17 protein-coding genes are annotated in these 20,916 nt (G+C 43.5%); 16 read left to right on the top strand and 1 reads right to left on the bottom strand.

Translation table 11 applies throughout. The features are described 5' to 3' along the window. Positions 1-8 precede the first annotated feature (8 nt). The 8 genes from flgE (at position 9) to flgL (ending at position 9,325) form a co-directional block, all read left to right on the top strand. Complete coding sequence (flgE, locus tag AC0J2X_RS03230; RefSeq protein WP_014948596.1) at positions 9-1,394, top strand: flagellar hook protein FlgE; 1,386 nt, start codon at positions 9-11, stop codon at positions 1,392-1,394. 224 nt (positions 1,395-1,618) lie between these two features. Beyond that, positions 1,619-2,362 (top strand): flagellar basal body rod protein FlgF, encoded by a 744-nt coding sequence (locus AC0J2X_RS03225; RefSeq protein WP_472995744.1) that lies wholly within the window; start codon positions 1,619-1,621, stop codon positions 2,360-2,362. A 46-nt stretch (positions 2,363-2,408) separates the two neighbouring features. After that, positions 2,409-3,197: a flagellar basal-body rod protein FlgG gene (gene flgG, locus AC0J2X_RS03220; protein ID WP_014948598.1), complete on the top strand. Its 789-nt coding sequence runs from the start codon at positions 2,409-2,411 to the stop codon at positions 3,195-3,197. A gap of 11 nt (positions 3,198-3,208) precedes the next feature. Then, positions 3,209-3,889: a flagellar basal body L-ring protein FlgH gene (flgH, locus tag AC0J2X_RS03215; RefSeq protein WP_014948599.1), complete on the top strand. Its 681-nt coding sequence runs from the start codon at positions 3,209-3,211 to the stop codon at positions 3,887-3,889. 22 nt (positions 3,890-3,911) lie between these two features. Then, on the top strand, positions 3,912-5,024 hold the full coding sequence (locus AC0J2X_RS03210) for a flagellar basal body P-ring protein FlgI (RefSeq protein WP_014975877.1): 1,113 nt from the start codon (positions 3,912-3,914) through the stop codon (positions 5,022-5,024). Between the two features lie 60 nt (positions 5,025-5,084). Then, positions 5,085-6,035 carry a flagellar assembly peptidoglycan hydrolase FlgJ gene (gene flgJ / locus AC0J2X_RS03205; RefSeq protein WP_014948601.1) on the top strand — a complete coding sequence of 317 codons (951 nt, stop codon included), beginning with the start codon at positions 5,085-5,087 and terminating at the stop codon, positions 6,033-6,035. Between the two features lie 16 nt (positions 6,036-6,051). Beyond that, the gene (gene flgK / locus AC0J2X_RS03200; protein ID WP_052247342.1) at positions 6,052-8,094 is read left to right on the top strand and encodes a flagellar hook-associated protein FlgK; all 2,043 of its coding nucleotides are present in this window, start codon (positions 6,052-6,054) and stop codon (positions 8,092-8,094) included. A 7-nt stretch (positions 8,095-8,101) separates the two neighbouring features. After that, positions 8,102-9,325 carry a flagellar hook-associated protein FlgL gene (gene flgL / locus AC0J2X_RS03195; protein ID WP_101563674.1) on the top strand — a complete coding sequence of 408 codons (1,224 nt, stop codon included), beginning with the start codon at positions 8,102-8,104 and terminating at the stop codon, positions 9,323-9,325. 6 nt (positions 9,326-9,331) lie between these two features. Here the strand turns inward: flgL and AC0J2X_RS03190 are convergent, their stop codons facing one another. After that, positions 9,332-10,306 (bottom strand): hypothetical protein, encoded by a 975-nt coding sequence (locus AC0J2X_RS03190; protein WP_101563677.1) that lies wholly within the window; start codon positions 10,304-10,306, stop codon positions 9,332-9,334. A gap of 239 nt (positions 10,307-10,545) precedes the next feature. On the opposite strand from AC0J2X_RS03190, the gene AC0J2X_RS03185 reads away from it, so the two are divergent. From AC0J2X_RS03185 to AC0J2X_RS03150, 8 genes are all read left to right on the top strand, one after another. Next, entirely contained in the window at positions 10,546-11,391 is an 846-nt protein-coding gene (locus AC0J2X_RS03185; protein WP_156086052.1) for a flagellin N-terminal helical domain-containing protein, read from the top strand. 707 nt (positions 11,392-12,098) lie between these two features. After that, positions 12,099-12,947: a flagellin N-terminal helical domain-containing protein gene (locus AC0J2X_RS03180; protein ID WP_014975883.1), complete on the top strand. Its 849-nt coding sequence runs from the start codon at positions 12,099-12,101 to the stop codon at positions 12,945-12,947. Positions 12,948-13,720: 773 nt separating this feature from the next. Then, positions 13,721-14,560, top strand: a complete 840-nt coding sequence (locus AC0J2X_RS03175) for a flagellin N-terminal helical domain-containing protein (RefSeq protein WP_156086053.1) — start codon at positions 13,721-13,723, stop codon at positions 14,558-14,560. An 89-nt stretch (positions 14,561-14,649) separates the two neighbouring features. Continuing rightward, entirely contained in the window at positions 14,650-15,150 is a 501-nt protein-coding gene (locus AC0J2X_RS03170; protein ID WP_156086054.1) for a flagellar protein FlaG, read from the top strand. 11 nt (positions 15,151-15,161) lie between these two features. Then, positions 15,162-16,592: a flagellar filament capping protein FliD gene (fliD, locus tag AC0J2X_RS03165; protein ID WP_156086055.1), complete on the top strand. Its 1,431-nt coding sequence runs from the start codon at positions 15,162-15,164 to the stop codon at positions 16,590-16,592. Between the two features lie 21 nt (positions 16,593-16,613). Further along, positions 16,614-17,042 (top strand): flagellar export chaperone FliS, encoded by a 429-nt coding sequence (fliS, locus tag AC0J2X_RS03160; protein ID WP_156086056.1) that lies wholly within the window; start codon positions 16,614-16,616, stop codon positions 17,040-17,042. Continuing rightward, positions 17,039-17,356, top strand: coding sequence for a hypothetical protein (locus AC0J2X_RS03155; protein ID WP_472995743.1), 318 nt, complete (start codon positions 17,039-17,041; stop codon positions 17,354-17,356). The genes fliS and AC0J2X_RS03155 overlap by 4 nt, the downstream gene beginning before the upstream one ends. Next, positions 17,356-20,718 (top strand): motility associated factor glycosyltransferase family protein, encoded by a 3,363-nt coding sequence (locus AC0J2X_RS03150; protein WP_472995742.1) that lies wholly within the window; start codon positions 17,356-17,358, stop codon positions 20,716-20,718. Before AC0J2X_RS03155 ends, AC0J2X_RS03150 begins: the two co-directional genes overlap by 1 nt. Positions 20,719-20,916 lie beyond the last annotated feature (198 nt).

Raw genomic sequence — 20,916 nt, 5'->3', positions numbered from 1 at the left:
AATCAATAATGTCTTTTAATATTGCACTGAGTGGCGTATCAGCCGCACAAAAAGATTTGGATGTAACCGCCAACAACATCGCAAACGTAAATACAGTTGGCTTTAAAGAATCTCGCGCTGAATTTGGCGATGTTTATGCGGCATCACTGCTTTCAGGTGGTAAAACTAAAGTAGGTGACGGTGTACTCACTCAAGAAGTTGCTCAGCAATTTTCTCAAGGTAGCCTTCAGTTTACCAATACCTCGCTTGATTTGGCGATCACGGGTAATGGTTTCTTTGCGACAGTACCTGAAATTACGTCTCGCGACTTCTCGTTCACACGTGCGGGTCAGTTCAAGTTAGATAGCGACAATTTCGTGGTTAACAGTAACGGCGATAACTTATTGGGTTTCCCCGTTAACTCTGATGGTACAAGTGCCTCGGTAGCACTTAGTACTACAGAGCCAGTACGTATCCCAGATTCTTCGGGTTCACCAGCACAAACCACAGAAGTTGACATTCGAATGAACTTGCCTGCTGGTGATGCAGCCCTAGATCCACAAGATTTTGACCCTGAAGATCCGCTTACCTACAACGCAGCAACATCGGTAACCGTTTACGATTCGTTAGGTGATAGTCACGTAATGACCTATTACTTCATAAAGGATGCGACACCGGGTGTTGATAATGAGTGGTATGTTGCTACTGCAATCGATGACACGCTAGTTGATATGACAGATTCAGCGGGTAATGACACAGACCCAGCAACAGCAGTAAATAGTGTCGGTGGTAACACCGGTAACGCCGTAACAGCATCTAAACTCATCTTCTCTCAAGGTGGTGATTTTGCTGGCATGGAAACGCCTGATGGCCTACCTACACTTGATTTCAAAATGCAAACAGAAGCGTTAGGCGCAGGTATTCTTGCTAATGGCTCAGATCCTACGCAGCAAATAAGCATTGATTTTAACCTCGATGTTAATAACGCGACGCCTAATGAGCCGACTCAGTTCGCCTCTGCGTTTGAAGTTACTTCACTAGAACAAGACGGTTTACCTGTAGGTCGATTAACAGGTATCGACATTGGTCCGGATGGCTTGGTTCGTGCAACGTTCTCTAATGGTACGTCTGAACCTATTGTTCGTGTCGCTTTGGTTCGCTTTTCTAATGAACAAGGCCTAACTCAAGAGAGCAGTACTCAGTGGAAGGAAAGTATTCTTTCAGGCGAGGCACTAGCGGGTGAAGCAACAACCGGTACTTTCGGCGAAATTAACTCTTCGGCGCTAGAACAAGCTAACGTTAACCTTACCACTGAGCTCATCGACATGATTATCGCTCAGCGTAACTTCCAGGCAAACTCGCGTGCGCTTGAAGTGAACAACTCGCTAAACCAGACTATCCTTAACATTCGATAGTTTGCAGTAAGCCACATTAGCAGATTGCTAAGCGGCAAATTTTAGGCTCGGAAAACCGTACCTATTTTACCCGATTTAGAAAGGTCGCAACAATGCGACCTTTTTATTTTTCTATATATATCAATTCAATACCGCCCTTATTTTTCAATTGCACTAAATATCCACAGATTGGCACTGCCTTTGCAAAATCTTGTTTAAGGTTTAATCAGAGTCAAAAGTCAGTCATGGACAAACTTCTCTATATTTCAGCAAGTGGCGCCTCCCAAGACCTACTAGGAACAGGGATTAGGGCCAATAACTTGGCTAATGCACAGACAACGGGATTCAGAGCGCAGTTAGAGCAGGCAAGGTCAATGCCGGCCTACGGCGAAGGTTTGCCGACTCGCGTGTTTTCCATGACAGAAAGCCCGTCGAATAATTACGAGTCGGGCCCGATGATTAAAACAGACCGCGATTTAGACGTAGCCATTCAAGGTGATGGTTGGTTCGCTGTACAAGATCAAAATGGTCAAGAAGCTTACTCGCGTGATGGAAATTTCAAGTTAGGCGATGACGGAATTTTGACAGATATCCACGATCGCGCCGTGCTTGGTGACAATGGGCCAATATTCCTTCCTGTTCCTTTAGATAACCTCAATATCGCCGCCGATGGCACGTTGTCGATGAGACAGTTAGGTGCCCCTGCCAATGTTATTGAAGAAGTGGGGCGACTTAAATTAGTTAGTCCAAACTATGCAGACATGGAACGTGGCAATGACGGCTTATTTAGAATGGAAGATGGCTCAATAGCGCCAGCCAATGCCAACGTGAAAGTAATGTCGGGCATGCTTGAAGGTTCCAACGTCAATGCGGTTGACGAAATGGTAGACATGATAAGTCTGCAACGTCACTACGAGCTTCAAGTCAAAATGATGAAGCAAGCAGAGAAACTAGATCAAAGTGGCAATGCGTTATTACGCATTCTGTAAACGAATTTTTATCATCGTTGCCCCATGAGCAACGTCGGAGGTTAACATGCATCCAGCACTATGGATAAGTAAAACCGGACTAGACGCCGCACAGACTGATGTGGCAGTGGTATCTAACAACCTAGCCAATGCGTCAACAGTGGGTTTTAAAAAAGACCGCGCGGTGTTTGAAGATTTGCTGTATCAGAATATCAATCAGCCAGGCGGTCGTTCGTCTGCTGACACAGAGCTTCCTTCTGGGCTTATGCTTGGTTCAGGCTCGAAGGTCGTTGCTACTCAAAAAGCACATACGCAAGGTAACCTGTTAACCACTGAAAACGCGCTTGATATGTCAATTCAAGGTCGTGGTTACTTTGAAATATTGCAGCCAGACGGCACCATTGCCTATTCAAGAAATGGTCAGTTTTCACTGAACGACCAAGGCCAAATTGTTACATCTGGCGCGGGCTTTTTGCTTCAGCCTGAAGTGGCTATTCCCGAAGATGCGCAACAAATCACAATTTCTCAAGATGGTGAAATTAGCGTGAGCATACGGGGCCAAGCTGAACCGCAGGTACTCGGTCAGCTTAATATTTCTGACTTTGTTAACCCAACCGGATTACAACCAACCGGACAAAACCTTTATGTAGAGACAGCGTCAAGCGGTGCACCTATTCAGGGGATCCCTGGTCTGCAAGGTTTGGGTTATATCTCACAAGGCACGTTGGAAACGTCTAATGTAAACGTGACCGAAGAGTTAGTAAACCTTATCGAAAGCCAGCGCTTGTATGAGATGAACTCAAAGGTTATCTCATCGGTCGACCAAATGCTTGGTCAGGTTATTCAGCAACTTTAGTAGGTAGCATCATGCGTATTTTAGGTTTATCTGCTGCACTTCTGATACTTGGCGGTTGCGCCAGTACAAACGAGCCTCCCGTTCAGGCAAACGACCCGTCGTTTGCACCGGTAGTGCCAGATTACCCGCGTGAAACGGTAGTAGAAGATGGCTCGCTTTTTCGTTCGCAGCTTGCTAACAACTTATATTCTGACGTTACTGCAAGAAGAGTCGGTGACATCATCACTGTAACGTTAAGCGAGAATACCCAAGCGAGCAAATCAGCCGACACTAGCACAGCGAAAGATTCAAACGTCAATCTTAACCCTATTACTGGGCTTGCTGGGCAAGCGATAAATATTGGCGGAGAGTCCGTACAATTGGGAATAAGTTCATCCCGAGATTTCTCCGGTGATGCCACAGCTAACCAAAGCAACAGCTTAAACGGTGCTATCTCCGTTACCGTGGTCGACGTACTTCCTAACAGCAACCTTGTTATTCGTGGCGAAAAGTGGCTAACCCTGAATCAGGGCGATGAATATATCCGTCTTACCGGCATCATTCGTCCGGCAGACATTAGTCCCGAGAATGAAATCGTGTCCACTAAGGTTGCAAATGCGCGTATCCAATATTCGGGTACGGGAAGTTTTGCGCGAGCACAAGAAAAGGGTTGGTTAACCAAGTTCTTTGATTCTGCTTGGTGGCCTCTTTAGGTTTTAGGATAGGAGAGTGAACATGCGTTTGTTTTCAGTAGTATTAGCCGCTTTCACAATGCTTTTATCTTCACAGGCAGGTGCGCAGCGCATTAAAGATGTAGCGAGTATTCAAGGCGTACGTAGTAACCAATTAGTGGGATATGGTCTTGTTGTAGGTTTGCCTGGAACGGGTGAACAAAGCCCGTTTACCGAACAAAGTTTCAGAACCATGCTGCGTAACTTTGGTATCAGTCTTGACGCTAACACCAAGCCAAAAATACGAAACGTGGCCGCAGTGGCGGTACACGCCGACCTGCCAGCTTTTGCAAAACCCGGACAAACCATTGATATTACGGTTTCTTCAGTTGGCGAAGCGGCCAGTCTTCAAGGCGGAACGCTGCTCCAGACGTTTCTTCGCGGTGTTGACGGTAAAGTCTACGCTGTAGCGCAAGGCAGCTTAGTCGTGAGCGGGTTTGGCGCACAAGGCGGTGATGGCTCTCGTATTGTCGTTAATACGCCAACGGTAGGAAGAATTCCAAACGGTGCGATGGTAGAGCAATCTGTACCAACAGGCTTTGCCAATGGCGATACGTTAACGCTTAACCTCCATTATCCAGATTTCTCAACAGCCAAGTCGCTTGCAGATACGATCAACGAGCGCTTAGGTGCACAGCCGGAAAATGGCTATGTTATTGCTAAGCCCATTGATGCAGCGTCTGTTCGCGTGTCGGCCCCGCGAGATGTCGGTCAGCGCGTGGGCTTTTTGGCTACCTTAGAAAACTTCGAATTTACACCAGCTGATGCGCCAGCGCGTGTGGTAATAAACAGCCGAACAGGCACCATTGTTATTGGCAGTGACGTTCGCTTGTTACCAGCAGCAATTACTCACGGCGGGCTAACGGTGACCATCTCTGAAAACCAGCAAGTTTCTCAACCTAACGCGTTTGGTGAAGGGCAGACTGCCGTTACCACTCAGTCGATTGTTGATGTCGATTTGGCAGATAGCCGCATGTTTAAGTTTGAGCCAGGCGTTACTCTGGACCAGCTTGTGCGCGCGGTAAATGAGGTGGGCGCTGCGCCGGGCGATTTAATGGCAATTTTGGAAGCATTACGTCAAGCAGGCGCATTGCGTGGAGAGCTCGTTATTATTTAAAACGAGCAAAGAGCATTTACGAGACGTTAGTAAAAATAAGGTCACAGCGGAATAAGCACGATGGAATCACTTAGCACAAAAAGTCAGCTTGATATGGCTCGCAATGTCCACGATATGGGCAGCATAAACAAAATGCGTGAAGCCATTGCGTCGGGCGACGAGACGGTATTGCAAGAAGCTGCCCAGCAGTTTGAAGCGATATTTGTGCAAATGATGTTGAAATCAATGCGTAAAGCGCAAGATGCCCTTGCTGACGAAAATAGCCCATTTAATTCGCAGCAAGTTAAATTTTATCGTGATATGCACGACCAACAGCTAGCGACAGACCTCACTTCCGGTGGTGGCTTAGGTCTCGCTGATGTCATTGTTAAACAGTTAGGTCAAACTGAGGATAGCTATACGCCTGCCAGTGTAATCAGAAGTGACGGTGACTTATCATCACTTAACAGAAACCGTGTGTACAACGTAGCTGAGGCGCAGGATATTGCCCTTTCTTCACAGTCTATTCGTAGCCAGTCAGCACAAAAAGATGCCATGTTCGAAAGTCCCGAGCAGTTTGTAGAGAGCCTAATGCCAATAGCTGAGAAAGTGGCAGCAAAATACGGAATGGATCCTAAAGCAATAATTTCCCAAGCCGCAGTTGAAACCGGGTGGGGGAAATTTGTTATCCATAAAGCGGATGGGGAAAGCTCGCACAACTTATTTGGCATCAAAGCAAATAAGGGATGGCAAGGAGAGCAGGCTGTAGTCGACACGTTGGAATTTAACAATGGACTACCGCAAAAACAAAAGGCTGCTTTTAGGTCCTACTCGTCAGTAGAAGACGCAATGGAAGACTATGGACGCTTTATCACATCACAGCCTCGCTACAGTCATGCTGTCGAGAATGCTTCTGATGCAGCGCGCTATACCCATGCGCTTCAAGAAGCGGGCTACGCTACCGACCCTGAATACGCGCGCAAGATAATGGCAGTGTATAACAGCGATCGTCTCAGCACGTTAATGCCATAGCATTGGAGATTACATTGTGAGTTCTGTCGATTTATTCTCATTAGCGACCAGTGGTGTTAACGCCAGTAGTAAGCTATTACAAACGACCAGTAACAATATTGCCAACGTCAACACGCCAGGCTATGTTCGCGAGCGCACTGAGCTTCAAAACAGCCAAGTCTTCGGTGTAGAGATCGGCAATACCGAACGTATCATCAACGTATTTGCTCAAAATCAATTGCGCAGGGACATTACTTCTGTCGGCGAGCTTGAGGCATTCTCTAGTAAAACAGCGGCCATTGACAATCTACTAGCGAGTGAGGCTAACTCAATCTCCCAAGGATTGAGCGAGTACTTCGCCGCGTTGCAAACAGCTGCTGACGATCCTACTAACCTGGCGTCTCGCGACCAAGTGTTAGGGAAATCTGAGTCTTTGTACCAACGAATGAAGACACTGTCTGATTATATGTTGGAGAAAGAAGAAGAATTAAACCTAGAGTTCACGTCGATGGTGAATCGAGCGAACACCTTGATTGGCAATATTGGCGATCTAAATCGCAATATTGTTATTGCCAATGGTAACAATACGAGCGACCAGCCTAGCGCATTGCTTAATGAGAGAGATCAAGCGATAGACGAGCTCGCTTCAATCATGGGAATAACAGTTAAAGAAAGCACCACGCAAAATGGAGCGGTAACAATTAACCTGACTTCTGGTGAGTCATTGGTATTAGAAAATGGCGCATTTAATTTATTTGAACTGAATACCAATGCTGACTTAACGTTCAAGCAGCTTAAACTAGAAACAAACTTTGGCTCACAGACAAAAGCTGATGCCTCAATACGTATCGTAGAAGATGATTTAGGTGGCGCACTTGGCGGTTTATTCGGGTACAGAAACGAAATTTTAGGCCCTGCAATGCGGGATGTTGGTCAGTTATCAGTAGCATTCGCCGATGCAATGAATACGCAAAATAAATTGGGGATGGACTTAGACGGCCAACTTGGTAGCAATATTTTCGATATACCTTCGTTTCGCGGATTAGCATATAGCGATACCAATGGTGACTATGTTGTAACTGCACAAATTACCGAAGGTAAAGGTGCAGAGCTAACGGATGCTGACTACAAAATTGAGGTGACGGCAGTAACTGCGGGCGTGCCTAGCCAAATAGAAATTACGCTATTAAATGCAGATGGCACACCGAAAAAAGACGCTTCTGGCAATGATATTATCTATTCCAATTACGCGGTTACAGCTGGGTTTAATGAATTGCCCGGTGGTATTGAAGTTGATTTCTCAGGAACCGATCCCTATACCGTGGGTAATGAGTTTCTCATTCAGCCAACTAAAGATATCGCGTCTAAGATTACACTAGAGACAAATCGCCCTGAAGATTTAGCGTTTGCAAGCCCGGTGAGAGCAGGAGCAAATAATACAAATTTGGGAAGCGCAAATGTCATTGACGTTACGGTATCTAACACAGAAGTCGGCGCTTCTGCTTTTGACGGAGCGGGTGGGCTGTTAAATTCAGCGCCAGCTCAAATTAACTTTACGGCCGCAGATACATACGACGTTGTAGATGGAAGCGGTAATGTTTTAGCTACAGTAACTGGCACAACTGATTTAACTAACCTCATTAGTCAAGCGGGAATAAGCCCAGATCCAGGCTTTGATTTGAGCTTGGATGGCGTGCCAAAAGCTGGGGATAGTTTCTCGATCAGCTATAATACAGATGGCTTTAACGATAACAGTAATGCGCTTAATTTAGCGGCTATTCAAAACGAAAATACCGTGCAAGTGAGCAGTGAGGCAACGAATACACCACGTACCTTCCAAGATGCTTATGCATCTATGGTTGGCCGAATTGGTGAAGATGCCTCGATGGCAAAAGTAACACTTGCTTCAGCGGAAGCCATGAAGGTTCAATCGCAGAATTGGTTTGAGTCTGTCTCTGGCGTTAGCTTAGACGAAGAAGCCGCAAATTTAATAAAGTATCAACAAAGCTATGCTGCCGCAGCGCGAATTTTGTCTACGGCGCAAGAATTGTTTAATACCATTTTGCAGTCAGCAAGGTAGGTGAGTTATGCGTATATCAACGAATCAAATTTATGATCAAAACATGCGCTCGATTATGCAAAATCAGGGCGATTTGGCAAAGACTCAAGAGCAGCTAGCTTCTGGAAAACGCATTATCACTCCGAGTGACGACCCCGTTGGTGCGGCAAAAGTATTACGTTTAACCGAAGAAATCGATGAGCTAACCCAATTTCAGCGCAACAATGATCTAGTAACAGGTTCGCTCGAACAGCAGGAAGCTGTATTGACGAATATTACCAATTCGGTTAACCGTGCTAGAACATTAATCGTTCAGGCGGGAAATGGCATTTTGGATGATCCTGACAAACGAGCTATCGGGTCAGAGTTAGAGCAAATTAAGCTCGAAATATTTGATTTGATGAACACGCAGGATGCAGATGGTAATTACCTGTACGCAGGTTATCAATCTGGCAATCAAGCATTTACTTTTAACCCGGCTTCGGGAGGTAATGCAATATCCTTTTCAGGCGATGCCGGCGTAAACTTCATTCAGCTTTCAAATAGCTCGAAGATTCAGTCTACCAGTAACGGGTATGAAGTTTTTGAGAACGTACTATCTCGTTTCAACTTTTCAATAACAGCGAATACGGTAACCTCGTTAGAGGGAGCGACAATTAAGGAGCAAGGTACTTTCGATACCTTTTTTAATAATAATTATGATAATGCTAACCTAACAAACAACGACTTTAGGGTAGATTTTCTCGGAACAGGTCAGGCTCAGCTTGTTAATCAAAACAGTGGTGCAGTTATTGAAACGGTAGGCTACACCTCAGGAGAGCCCTTTACGCTGAAAGGTATGCAATTTGAAGCCGTTGCGTCACCAGGCGACTCGATCAGTTTTTCTCTAGATCAACCTGAGAAAAAAAGCATGGCTCAAACAATCCATGAAGTGCAGTCTTTACTATCAGACACTTCAATTAATCATGGAGCGCTACAGGATGCTATCGCCGATGCATTGGTAGGTCTGGATAACGGCCTAGAAAAAATATCTCTAGAGCGCGCTTCCTTGGGAAGTCGCTTGAATATCGCTGAAAGTACTTATGAAAGTAACCTAGACATGGAAATTGCAGCGAAAGCCCAGCGCTCTTCAATTCAAGATGTTGACTACGCTGAAGCATCGACTGAATTTGCGAAACAGGAAACTGCGTTAAGTGCGGCACTGGCAACATTTCCGCAAATTTCCAACCTTTCCTTATTTAACTACATTTAGCCGAGGTTAAAATAACGACTTAACCCCATCAATTTTGGCTACATAGACTCTAGCCTGATTATCTATATGGCTTGAATAGTAAGACATGTAAAGTAGATCATTATCTAATATCAGGCCAGGATAACTTGTATCACCGCTACTGGGCATTGTTAGTATTTCGGTTAGTGTTTTATTTGTCTTATCGAAATGCCAAAGTCGTGTCGAAAACTCTCTGGTTTCCCAGTTCACATGCCGACCAGCAACAAGGAATGTTGTTTTAGTGAGCGCTATGGCACAAGGCCCACCAATATAAATTCCCAAGTCATGCCAGAACCACTTTGTATAGGGAGGCGTAGATGTGCCAAATTGAGCAGAAAATGTATCGGCATCTCGTCTTAAAAATACTGTTGCTTCACCGTCGTGGTCAAACAAGAGGGCGCTTTCATTTGGGAATCCCTTGTTATTTTTAGCAAGACCGAAAACGTTTGGTTTGTGGACGCGCATTGCGCGGGTGGGGTCGCCTTCGTAAAGCGAAATGTAATCAGCGGGGCGGTGATAAGCAAAGCCGAATGCCTTGTTGTTTATCCATTGCGGCTTCCATATCCACCAGCCATCATCGCCGAACCAGTGTTTGCTAGACCAAGATTGTCCAGTTGTGGAGAAAACACTTAGCATCTTAGTATGTGCTTGTTCATTTTCATCAATTGTCTTAGCGAAGGCCGTTACTATTGCTCTTTGACCGTCGTACATCAATTTAGGATCTCTTAAATCGGTACCGAGCTCTTTAATCAACACTTTGTTGATCACTTCTAACGTTTCTTTATGCAAAGTAAGGATAACAATAGCGCCATCTCTGCTCACATGATCTGTTGCTTGGCGATAGCAGCACAGCAGTGAACTGCTACTTTTGTCGAAGGGATTCTCCATCAAATCAGTAAAGGCTGCATGAACTGCAGGTGGTGATACACGACTAATTTCAACTATTTGAAGTTTTTGTTTCAATTGAAATCTCCTTTAAAAATCTGATGGTTACTGAAAGTTCTTGTCTCGTCGAGCGGCAATATATTACCGCTAATCGGCAAATATCGTAATTTTTTCTAAAGAGAATTTATATGTTGTCGATACAGTTTCTGAGAGAGCCAGTTCATCAATTACCCCTCAGGTCTTGATGACTACTAAAACAAAACGTCGGAAATCCCGACAGCCAGCGCACGCTGGACTGAGAGTGTAGGAGAGACTTTATGTCTATGTTCGTTAATACCAATGTATCCTCATTGAATGCCCAGCGTCAGCTTTTTGATGTAAGCAATTCATTGAGTACTTCATTTGAACGTTTATCTTCAGGCTTCCGTATCAACAGCGCTGCTGATGATGCTGCAGGTCTTCAGATTACCGATCGTATGACCTCACAAATCGAAGGTCTAAACCAAGCCGTTCGTAACGCTAACGATGCGATTTCATTGTCGCAAACTGCTGAAGGCGCGTTGTCTGAGACAACAACAGCACTTCAACGTATTCGTACTCTAGCTATTCAATCACAAAACGGTATCAACAGTTCTGCAGACCGCGCAGCGCTTCAGAAAGAAGTATCTGCACTACGTACAGAAATTTCGCGTGTCGCCACAACTACTGAGTTTGCCGGTGTAAGCATTCTATCAGGTACATTCTCTGCTTCGTTCCTAGTAGGTGCTAATGCGGGTCAAACAATTTCAGTTAATTTGTCTACACCTACTTTAACCGCTGCGGGTGTTTCAGGTTTTGGTCCGTCAGGTCTTGGTATTGGCACTGGTGATGTTCTTACAGCGAGCGCAGCATCGTCAATTCTTGATAACGTAGACAGCGCGATTTCTGCTATTGGTAGCTTACGAGCTGATTTGGGTGCTTTGCAAAACCGCTTCCAGTCAACTATTCGTAACCTAAGCAATATCTCTGAAAACGTGTCGGCTGCACGTTCACAGATTAAAGATACAGATTTTGCTACGGAAACCGCTAACTTGACGCGTAACCAGATCATTCAGCAGGCAAGTACTACTGTATTATCTCAGGCTAACCAGCGTCCTCAGGCTGCTTTACAGCTTCTAGGCTAATCGCCATTAACGTGAAGTCAGGAGGTAGTGCTCTAGTTCACGTGCGTTCAAAGCTGGTCTTTTGAAGACCAGCTTTTCTAATATACCGACCTTTAAAACGCGTTATTCCCCTCATTTACACTATTCGTGCACGTAAAACTACCCTCTAACACTTTGGAATATATAGATTTTTAATTTATATCCGCCGTTTTTCTAAAAATTAGCAAAAAATACCTAAAGTAAAATTCGATCTTTGACGATAACTATTACAAAGGGGAGATAAACCATGTTTCTTTTCTCTACGCTTCTAAATCTTATGTTTAAGAGCGTAAAAAGCACAGTTTGAATACAAGTTTTTTTAAATTAACTGTGTTTAAAAGTTAGGAAAAACAGTGCGTTAAATCGAATAAAATTATTTGAAAAAATTACTAAAGTAAATTCAAGTAAAGGTCGATAAAAAATGGAGTTTGCTGATGAATGGTTAGAGCTGCTGACCGGCGAGAATAGAGCCAGGAGGTAGTGAGAGGTTTGAGGTTCTGGAACACCAAACCCACCGACCAGCAAAGAGAAGTAACTTCTCTACTTAGCAAGTTCCATTGGTAGTGTGCCAATGAAACGTCAGATTAAACTGACATGTAATTCAAAGCACAGGCTATGCCAAATATTTAAACTAATCGCGCAAATAATAAAACCAATAGCGCAACACTCGAAACTGTTAGGAGAGACCCATGAGTCTATTTGTTAATACCAACGTGTCATCTTTGAATGCACAACGTCAATTGTTCACTACCGGTAATAACTTGAGCACCGCGTTTGAACGTCTTTCATCTGGTTTTAGAATTAACAGTGCTGCAGACGATGCCGCGGGACTGCAAATTACTGACCGTATGACCTCGCAAATTCAAGGGTTGGATCAAGCGGTACGAAATGCTAACGACGGTATTTCACTAGCACAAACTGCTGAAGGTGCGATGGCTGAAACTACCACTGCTCTACAACGTATTCGTACGTTGGCGATTCAATCGCAGAACGGTATTAATAGCTCAGCTGACCGAGCGGCGCTGCAAAAAGAAGTTTCTGCATTGAGAACTGAAATTTCACGTATCGCAACAACAACTGAGTTTGCTGGGGTTAGTATTCTTTCAGGTGTGTTCTCTGCTAGCTTTTTGGTAGGCGCAAACTCTGGACAAACAATTTCAGTGAACTTATCGACTCAAGCATTAACCGCAGCAGGGGTTAACGGCTTCAGTGCTACAGGGCTTGGAATTATATCTGCCGACGTTTTGACTGCAGCAGGTGCGTCTGCTCTTCTTGATGATGTAGATGCAGCAATCTCTGCAATTGGTGGCCTTCGCGCAGATTTGGGTGCTATTCAAAACAGATTCCAATCTACGATTAGAAACCTGAGCAATATCTCAGAGAACGTATCAGCGGCAAGATCGCGAATCAAAGATGCAGACTTTGCCACCGAAACGGCAGAACTAAGCCGCAACCAGATTTTACAGCAAGCTAGTACTACTATCCTGGCACAGGCTAACCAGCGTCCACAGGCTGCACTTTCACTACTAGGTGGTTAATTAAAAGACGCTTGAATTTGGGAAGGAGTTGAGAGGCCATCCCCTGAAAAAGGATAGCGGCCGTAAGGCCGCCCCTTTGAGAAAGCGTCGACTAACAGGACTGAGAGTGTAGAAGTGTTGGTTGAGAGGCCAGTTTATCCTACTAAATACCTGCCAGCCGACAGAAACTGAATTTGCTCAATCTCCTAACGTGAGCAAATTGGCCGAGATTAGATAGTCTCGGCCTTTTTTTAGTAATACCGAAACATCCCGCCAATTTCAAACAAATTGCAGAGCACGACAATTTGCTCAAAATATACCATGCAGCATCAATGCCAATTTTAAATTTAGAGTAAAAGATTTCCGCCTGTCTTATTGATGAGACATACAGTAGCACTTACATTCCAATTCTTTCCTGTTCAATAAATAAGCTGATTCTGTCTTGCGTATGAGAAGTAGGTACTGCCGCTTTGTTGCGAAAAAGACAAACCGTCTTGAACGTTTTAACTCGTTTTAATCATTGCTCGATAAATCAACCGAATAAACGTGATCTTTTTAAATTTTTATAAATTTATTTGTCAACTAATTCAGAGGCTTACCTTTTTGCTTCGAAAAAAAATAAAAAAAACGAAAAAAAAACTAAAGAACCTAAAGGGTTGGCCGATACCAATAGTTGAGGGGTAATTTACTTTACTTTTAACAGAGGCGTTAGCTCGGAGTAGTGACCAAGCTAATTTGAACTGGAAGGATTTGATCGTACCACATTGGTCGACGAGTCCCTAGGAGGTATTCCAATGAGTTTATTCGTTAACACAAATGTGTCTTCGATCAACGCACAACGTCAGCTTTTTGACGTAAATGATCGTCTTAACACGTCGTTCGAAAGATTGTCTTCAGGTTTTAGAATTAACAGTGCCGCAGATGATGCTGCAGGTCTTCAAATTTCTGACAGACTTACGTCGCAAGTTGAAGGCTTGAACCAAGCAGTACGCAACGCGAACGATGCTATTTCTTTAGCACAAACAGCTGAAGGTGCGATCAGTGAGATTACTACGAGCCTACAGCGTATTCGTCAGCTATCAATTCAATCGCAAAACGGCATCAACTCTTCTGCTGACCGTTTGGCGCTTCAAAAAGAAGTATCAGCGCTAAGAACTGAAATTTCTCGTACCGCAACGGATACTCAGTTTGGAAACGTAAACATCTTAGATGGTAATTTTTCAGCGTCATTCCTAGTGGGTGCTAACGCAGGTCAAACGATTTCAGTAAACCTTTCAACCGGTAACCTAGGCTCAATCACAGGGTTCAGCACAGCTGGTCTTGGTATAGATGGTGATAGCGTTGTGACTGCGTCAGGTGCTGCTGCGTTATTAAGTGCGGTTGATGCTGCAATATCTGGTGTTGGGGGCGTTCGTGCCGATTTAGGTGCGCTTCAAAATAGATTCCAATCGACTATCCGTAACCTTAGTAACATTAGCGAAAACCTGTCAGCGGCTCGCTCTCAAATCAGAGATACGGACTTTGCTGCGGAAACGGCTGAACTAACGCGTAACCAAATTATTCAACAAGCATCTGTTTCCGTTCTGAGCCAGGCTAATCAGCGTCCACAAACTGCGCTATCGTTGCTTGGATAAGCTATAATACAATTTGGCCTTAGTTGAGATGTAGCGGGTGCTTGCTTAGGCAGGCTCCCGTTTTGTCGTTTCAGAAGGGGGGTAGAAACGTGGAAATACCGAATATTCAAAGTGGTCAGCCTTTTGCATCAAAGGGACGAGTAGGCGCATCGACGGATAGTGCTGCCAATACTGCACAATCGGTAAGGGATAATCTAAGTTCACCTAAAGAAGTGCAAAGCGGCGGTATCAATACAGATGAACTTACAAAGGCGCCTTTAACTCAGCAAGTGAATGCTGAATTAAAAAAGGAAAATTCGTCTCAAGGTTTATCTCAAGACGCCGATAACCAAGGTGAAGAGAGGAATACTGCTAAACTCGAAGAGGCAGTAACAAAAGTTGAATCATTTCTAACTATTCAAAATAGGGACTTAATTTTTTCGATCGACGAAAATACTAATCGGTCAGTAGTAACGGTTAAAGACGGTCAATCTGGAGACGTTATTCGGCAGATTCCTTCCGAGGAGCTTTTAAAGCTTGCCGAAAGAATCCAAGAACTACAGCAGGATGTAGGGAATAGCGTAGGGGTGTTTATCAACAGTCAGGTTTAACGAGGTAGGTTATGACTATTCAGTCGCTAGGTGTGGGTTCAGGTTTAGCCCTTGATGATCTTGTTCAGCAGCTTTTAGACGCTGAAAGGTTGCCTAAAGAGGAAAGGCTAAATGCTAAAGAAGAACAGATCGAAGCTGAAATATCTGCTCTTGGTCAGATAAAGTCAAAGCTGTCAGATTTTAAAGATGCGGTAGACGATTTGCGTAGCGATACTGATATAAACGGTCGAGAGCCTACAATCGTTAACCCTTCTGAAGATGATGACGTGCTATCGGCCGAAGCATCGAGCTCAGCCTTGCGCGGAAGTTATGATATTACCGTGCAACAGCTAGCATCGGGAAGTCGCATAACGACAGACGCGGGAGCGTTTACTTCAAGCACAGACCCTGTTTTAAGTTCTGGAACAGGTTCGTTAACCTTTAGTATTCCTGGTGGCGATTCATTTACTATCAACGTCGATTCTAGCACATCTCTTGTAGACCTCAGAGAAGCGATCAACAGCGCAGACGATAATTTCGGTGTAACCGCAAATATTATAGATACAGGTACTGCCGAAGGGCCTCGCTTGGTGTTTTTGTCTGAAGAGACCGGTGAAGGTAATGATCTAGTTATCAACAATGATACAGGCGCTGCAGAACTAGACAGACTTTCAACTGCTGGCGGTACCAGTAATATCAGTGCAGCTAATATTGAGTCGGCGAAAAACGCTATCGCATTCGTGGATGGTATTGAAGTTCAAAGCGAATCGAACAAGTTTGAAAATACGATTCAAAACGTCACCTTTGACGTAAACGAAATTTCACCCAAAGATAATGCAGGCAATTTTTTGTCAACAACATTGAAAATTGGTTTCGACAAAGAAGGGCTAGAACAAAAAATTAGAGATTTCGTTGATAATTACAATGCAATAATCGACGAGATAGGTACATTGACACGTTACGGTGAATCTGAGCTAGAAGAAGATGGTGCGCTTGCTGGAGACTCATTGCTAAGAGGAATCCAGTCTGGACTATCATCTATCATTGGCGATAACGTGTCTACTTCACAGCTTGGTGGGTTATTCAGACTTGGCATAGAACTAGATAAAGATGGAAAGCTCGAAATTAGTTCTTCAGACTTCGGGATCGGGTCTGGTGAAGACAGACTAAAAGATGCGTTGGAAGATAATTTCGACGATATCGCCACATTGTTTACTGATGAAAACGAAGGTATAGCAGTTCGTCTCTACGATTTTGTTGATGAATTCACGTCATCTGGGGGCCTTATCTCACTGCGTGAAAAAACAGCGAAAGAGAATAGAGAAGATGTCTATGCTGATAGGGAAACCTTGGAACTTCGTATGTTTAGCTATGAGCAAGTTTTGCGAGACAAATACCTAAACTTAGATCAGACCGTGGCACAATTGAATCAGACAAGCTCGGCATTATTAGCCGCACTATAACGTAAGAGTTTCGGAGAAAGTATGTCTCTTAAAGGTATTAATGCCTACAAAAAAGGTAATTTAAAGCAAGATGTTGCCAATGCAGATCCTCACAAGTTGACCTTGATGCTGCTTCAAGGCGCGTTAGACAGGATTGCATATGCGAAAGGTGCAATGGAACGAAAAGAGTTGCAAGAAAAGGCGACTTTCATTTCTAAAGCAACGGCTATCATTATTCACTTGCGCGATACGTTAGATGTAAAAGTGGGCGGCGAAGTTGCTGAAAACATGTTTGCGCTTTATGAATTTATGATTGAAAAGCTAAATGAAGCTCACGTAAATAATGACGTAGCATTGTTGGACGAAGTGTCTTCTCTTTTAGCACCGATTAGAGATGCGTGGGTACAAATTCCTCAAGAAGCGAAAGATGAGGCATTTCGGGCTCAACGAGAAAGTAAGCAAGCCATTTGAACGTTGATAAATTAGATCATTCTTTAACACCACTTTTTATAGGTAAAGTTAACGCAGCAATTGTCGGTTGCGTGGCGTCAGAGTCTGCCGCGCTCTCCACAGAACAATTCTATCACCTTATTAGCCTTCGACATTCTTTAGTGCTTCGAGAGTTGCGCAGACTCTCGGACGATGCCCGCTCAGCTTTCGCTGAAAAGGAGTTAACTATTAACCGAGAACTGGAAGCTTTAGCACTTGAGTTGAAGTTAGCAGCAAAAGAGGAGATAGTTGGCTTTTCGAGAGCGCAAAAAGCGGTAAAGAGATATAAAAAATAATGCTTAAAGCCATTAAATTTTACCTTTTAGATGATGAAGAGCAACAGTCATCACTAGAAGTTGAATCTGCATATGCGATTAAAAAGAACAAAGAAAAAAGCCTGATAGCCTTCAAACGTGTGATGCCTGTTATCTGTGCTCAGTTAATGCAATCGCGAAGCACGTCTACATCTGTGTTCGTCAATAAAGATAAAGAGCTTGATATCGTCGACTTTAATAGTGGTAAGGTACTTTATGGCGATAAAGTAACCGCAAATGTTCACAAACATGTTGATGCTTTTTTACGTTCTCCGTTGGTTTTAGATGAAAACGGCTTTTCGCGGCAAGCCTATCCTCTGGATGATAACGCTGACGTATTGGTATTGCTGGGGTTGGGGTTAGGTATTCACCTTTTAAAGCTAGTGAAAGAAGCCAATTTCAAAAGGATTGTTCTTTACGAGCCAAATTTTGAATACACACATTGCTCTTTGTACACAGGTGTGTGGCCGGAAATTTTTAAGGTTGCCGCTGAAAAAGGGACGGCGATTTACTTTCAAAGCCAGCGTGACGGAAGTTCGATCTTAGAAGACTTAAGTGAATTAAAGCAAGCTAGCCCTTTTACAACTGTTTATTTCTATCAGCATTATCATAGTGTGAGCTTTGACTCAGTAATAAGGAGCCTGTCAGAGCTAACCATCGATAACGTACAACAACGTTTATTTTCCTTCCCTTCTTCACAGCCGTTCGACGATTATTTAGTGCCATGGAGTCCTATAGTTACGAGAAGTAATTGGGATAAAAGCAACCTCAGCCGCGACACATTTGATAAAAATATAGCGGCGTTTGCTAAGTACTACCCAGACGTAGCACACGAATTTAAAGATTATGCTCCGCTCAAATGGGAGCCTCAAGCGAATCAACGAGGAGAGGTAAACCTCTTTCACATAGAGACCTGTACACCACTACATGGCGACAGTCCGAAACATGAATCTGAATTGGCTTATAATGCGTTTGTCAGACAGCCCAACCGAGATAACTTGATTTTAGGTTACGCAGGTGGAAAGCTGATTCATCACTCGCATCACAAAATGGTTAGAAGAATCCAAGAATATTTGACAGGGATGGAAGAGGAAGAAGGCGAGTTACCTGAAACTGTTAAATCGATGCTTCTTTTTGGAATGGGATCCGGCTATCAGCTAGAGGCCTTAAGTAAATCCCGAGACATTGAAAAGCTCTTTGTTTGTGAGCCTAATCGTGATTACTTCTTTGCTTCATTGTATGCGATAGATTGGGCAGCAATTCTGACCAAAGTTGAGGAAAAACGGCATCGTATTTACCTGAACATCGGTGATGACGGAACTAACCTCGTACGGGACCTTTTAAGTCAATTCCACTCTATCGGAACACATATCATTGCCAATACCTACTTAACACTCGGCTATGATAACGAGGTACTTCTTCCTGCTGTTGATAAGCTAAGAGAAGACCTACGCTTAATTGTTGCTATGGGAGAAAATTTCGAACACTCTCGCTTTGGGACAGCCCATACCCAATGGGCAGTAGAAAACAATATAGGGTTTTATCGCAAAGATGGAGTGCCAGCCTTGGGTAAAAAACTAGGTGATGTCGCCGTGTTTGTTGTAGGAAATGGCCCGTCTCTCGACAAATTAATGCCTCTTTTAAAAGGGGAGAGGGAGAACGCAATTGTTATCTCGTGTGGTACGGCTCTTCAGGCAATGTATATTAATGGGATCGTTCCTGACTTTCATGCGGAAGTGGAGTCGAACCGAGCATCTTTCGATTGGGCATCGCGAATTGGTGATAAGGCGTACTTAAAACAAATCAATTTTATCAGCTGTAATGGTGTACACCCTGATACAGCAGAGCTTTATAAAAATACATATCTCGCGTTTAAAGAGGGTGAGTCGTCAACGGTATTAATGAGAGAACTCTTCCCTGAGTTAGATTTACCCTACCTTCACTTTTCTTATCCTACCGTGTCTAATCTAGTTGTTAATTACGTATTAGAAATGGGCTTTAAACAAGTTTATTTATTTGGGGTAGACTTAGGTATGGTGGATGTTAAACATCATCATTCTAAATCGTCGGGCTATTATAAAAAAGACGGCAAGGAGCTCTTCAACCACGAAGAGCAAGTAGACACGTCGTTAGTCGTGCCGGGAAATTTAAGACCCTATGTAAATACCAAGTTTGAATTCAATATGTCTAAATCTGTGATTGAGAAAACTCTAGCAGCGTTTAGTGATGCCGACGTTTATAACTTAAACGACGGCGCTAAAATTGCCGGTAGTCCTCCACTAGAGCAAGATGCGTTAATAATTACTAATTCAGTAAAAGACAAACAGGCAGCTATGAACTGGATTCAAACTCAGGCTCATGTTCCTATTCCAGCCGATGAATTCCAACAGAGATTTGCTCAACGTTTTAACCACGAAGCGCTAATCGAAGACATCACCAATTTTAAAGCGTTATCTGAGAGAGAGTTTAGCGGGCGCGAAGATATCGATAAGCTGGTGTTCGACCAGAGGCAATTTTTGGTCGAAGCGTATTTGCGTAAATGCTCTATTTTGTTTTTTTACTTCAATGGCACATCGAACTATATAAACAGTATTTTTAGTAAATTAACGCATTTCAAGAACGACAAACTTGTGATGGAAAAGTTTGAGGCAATAAGAGAGTGTTGGCATAACTTTCTCGACGATGCGTTAACGAGTATTTCGATGTATCCAAACGCCTTTGATACAGTTTCAAGTTTTACAAGAGAAAGGCAAGAGATCGCCCTTCAAGAGTTTATCAAAAGAGAAAGCGTAGCCTTCGTTAGTGAATCTGTGAGCGACGTACTTAAAGAACTAGAAATTAACCAAAACACTGAAAATACCCAATGCCACTATCAGATTGAACTTATCTCGAGTGTTTCAGGATTGGAAGAGCGAAAGTCTAATATCAGCCGAATGGCATATATTGTAAATTCCCCTGAACTTCTATTGACCTTACACGAGCGGCCCAAACCAGCTGAAAGCGACATCCTTATATTTAGCCCATTTGAAAGCGTTGATGATAAAACTCTAGAAAAAGCCGTGTTTATCGCTACGCTTGCGCTAACATCGAGCGATAAATTGAAAATAGTGTTCCCTAAACTTGAGCAGAAAGATTGGGGGAGCTTCTTTGAGAGTTACTTCCCTACACTTTCCTGCGGTATGACATCATTTGAAACCTATAATATGTTTGCTTTAGCTTCTGAACCTCTGGCCGATAAAGAAATGACGAATGAAGGTGGAGATAGATTTTGGTTATGTCCAAGACCGTTAGAAGCATCACTTTGTGAGACAAAACTCATTTTCGGTAAAAAGGCACCGTCTTAGCGTGATTAAATTGATTAGTCATCACGCCATTAGCGTCAAAAATTACTAAATCAGAATACGCTAACAGCAGTGATATATATGAATGTAGCAATAATTCTAGCGTGAGGCGGAAGCATTCGTATTTTGCGAAAAAAACTTCGCTTTTTTTGCAATAAGCCTATCATTGCCTAGTCTATTGAAGCCGCTTTAAACTCTGCG

It is taken from the genome of Alteromonas sp. R7, from assembly GCF_055755235.1.
This window is presented reverse-complemented; position numbering and strand designations above follow the sequence as displayed.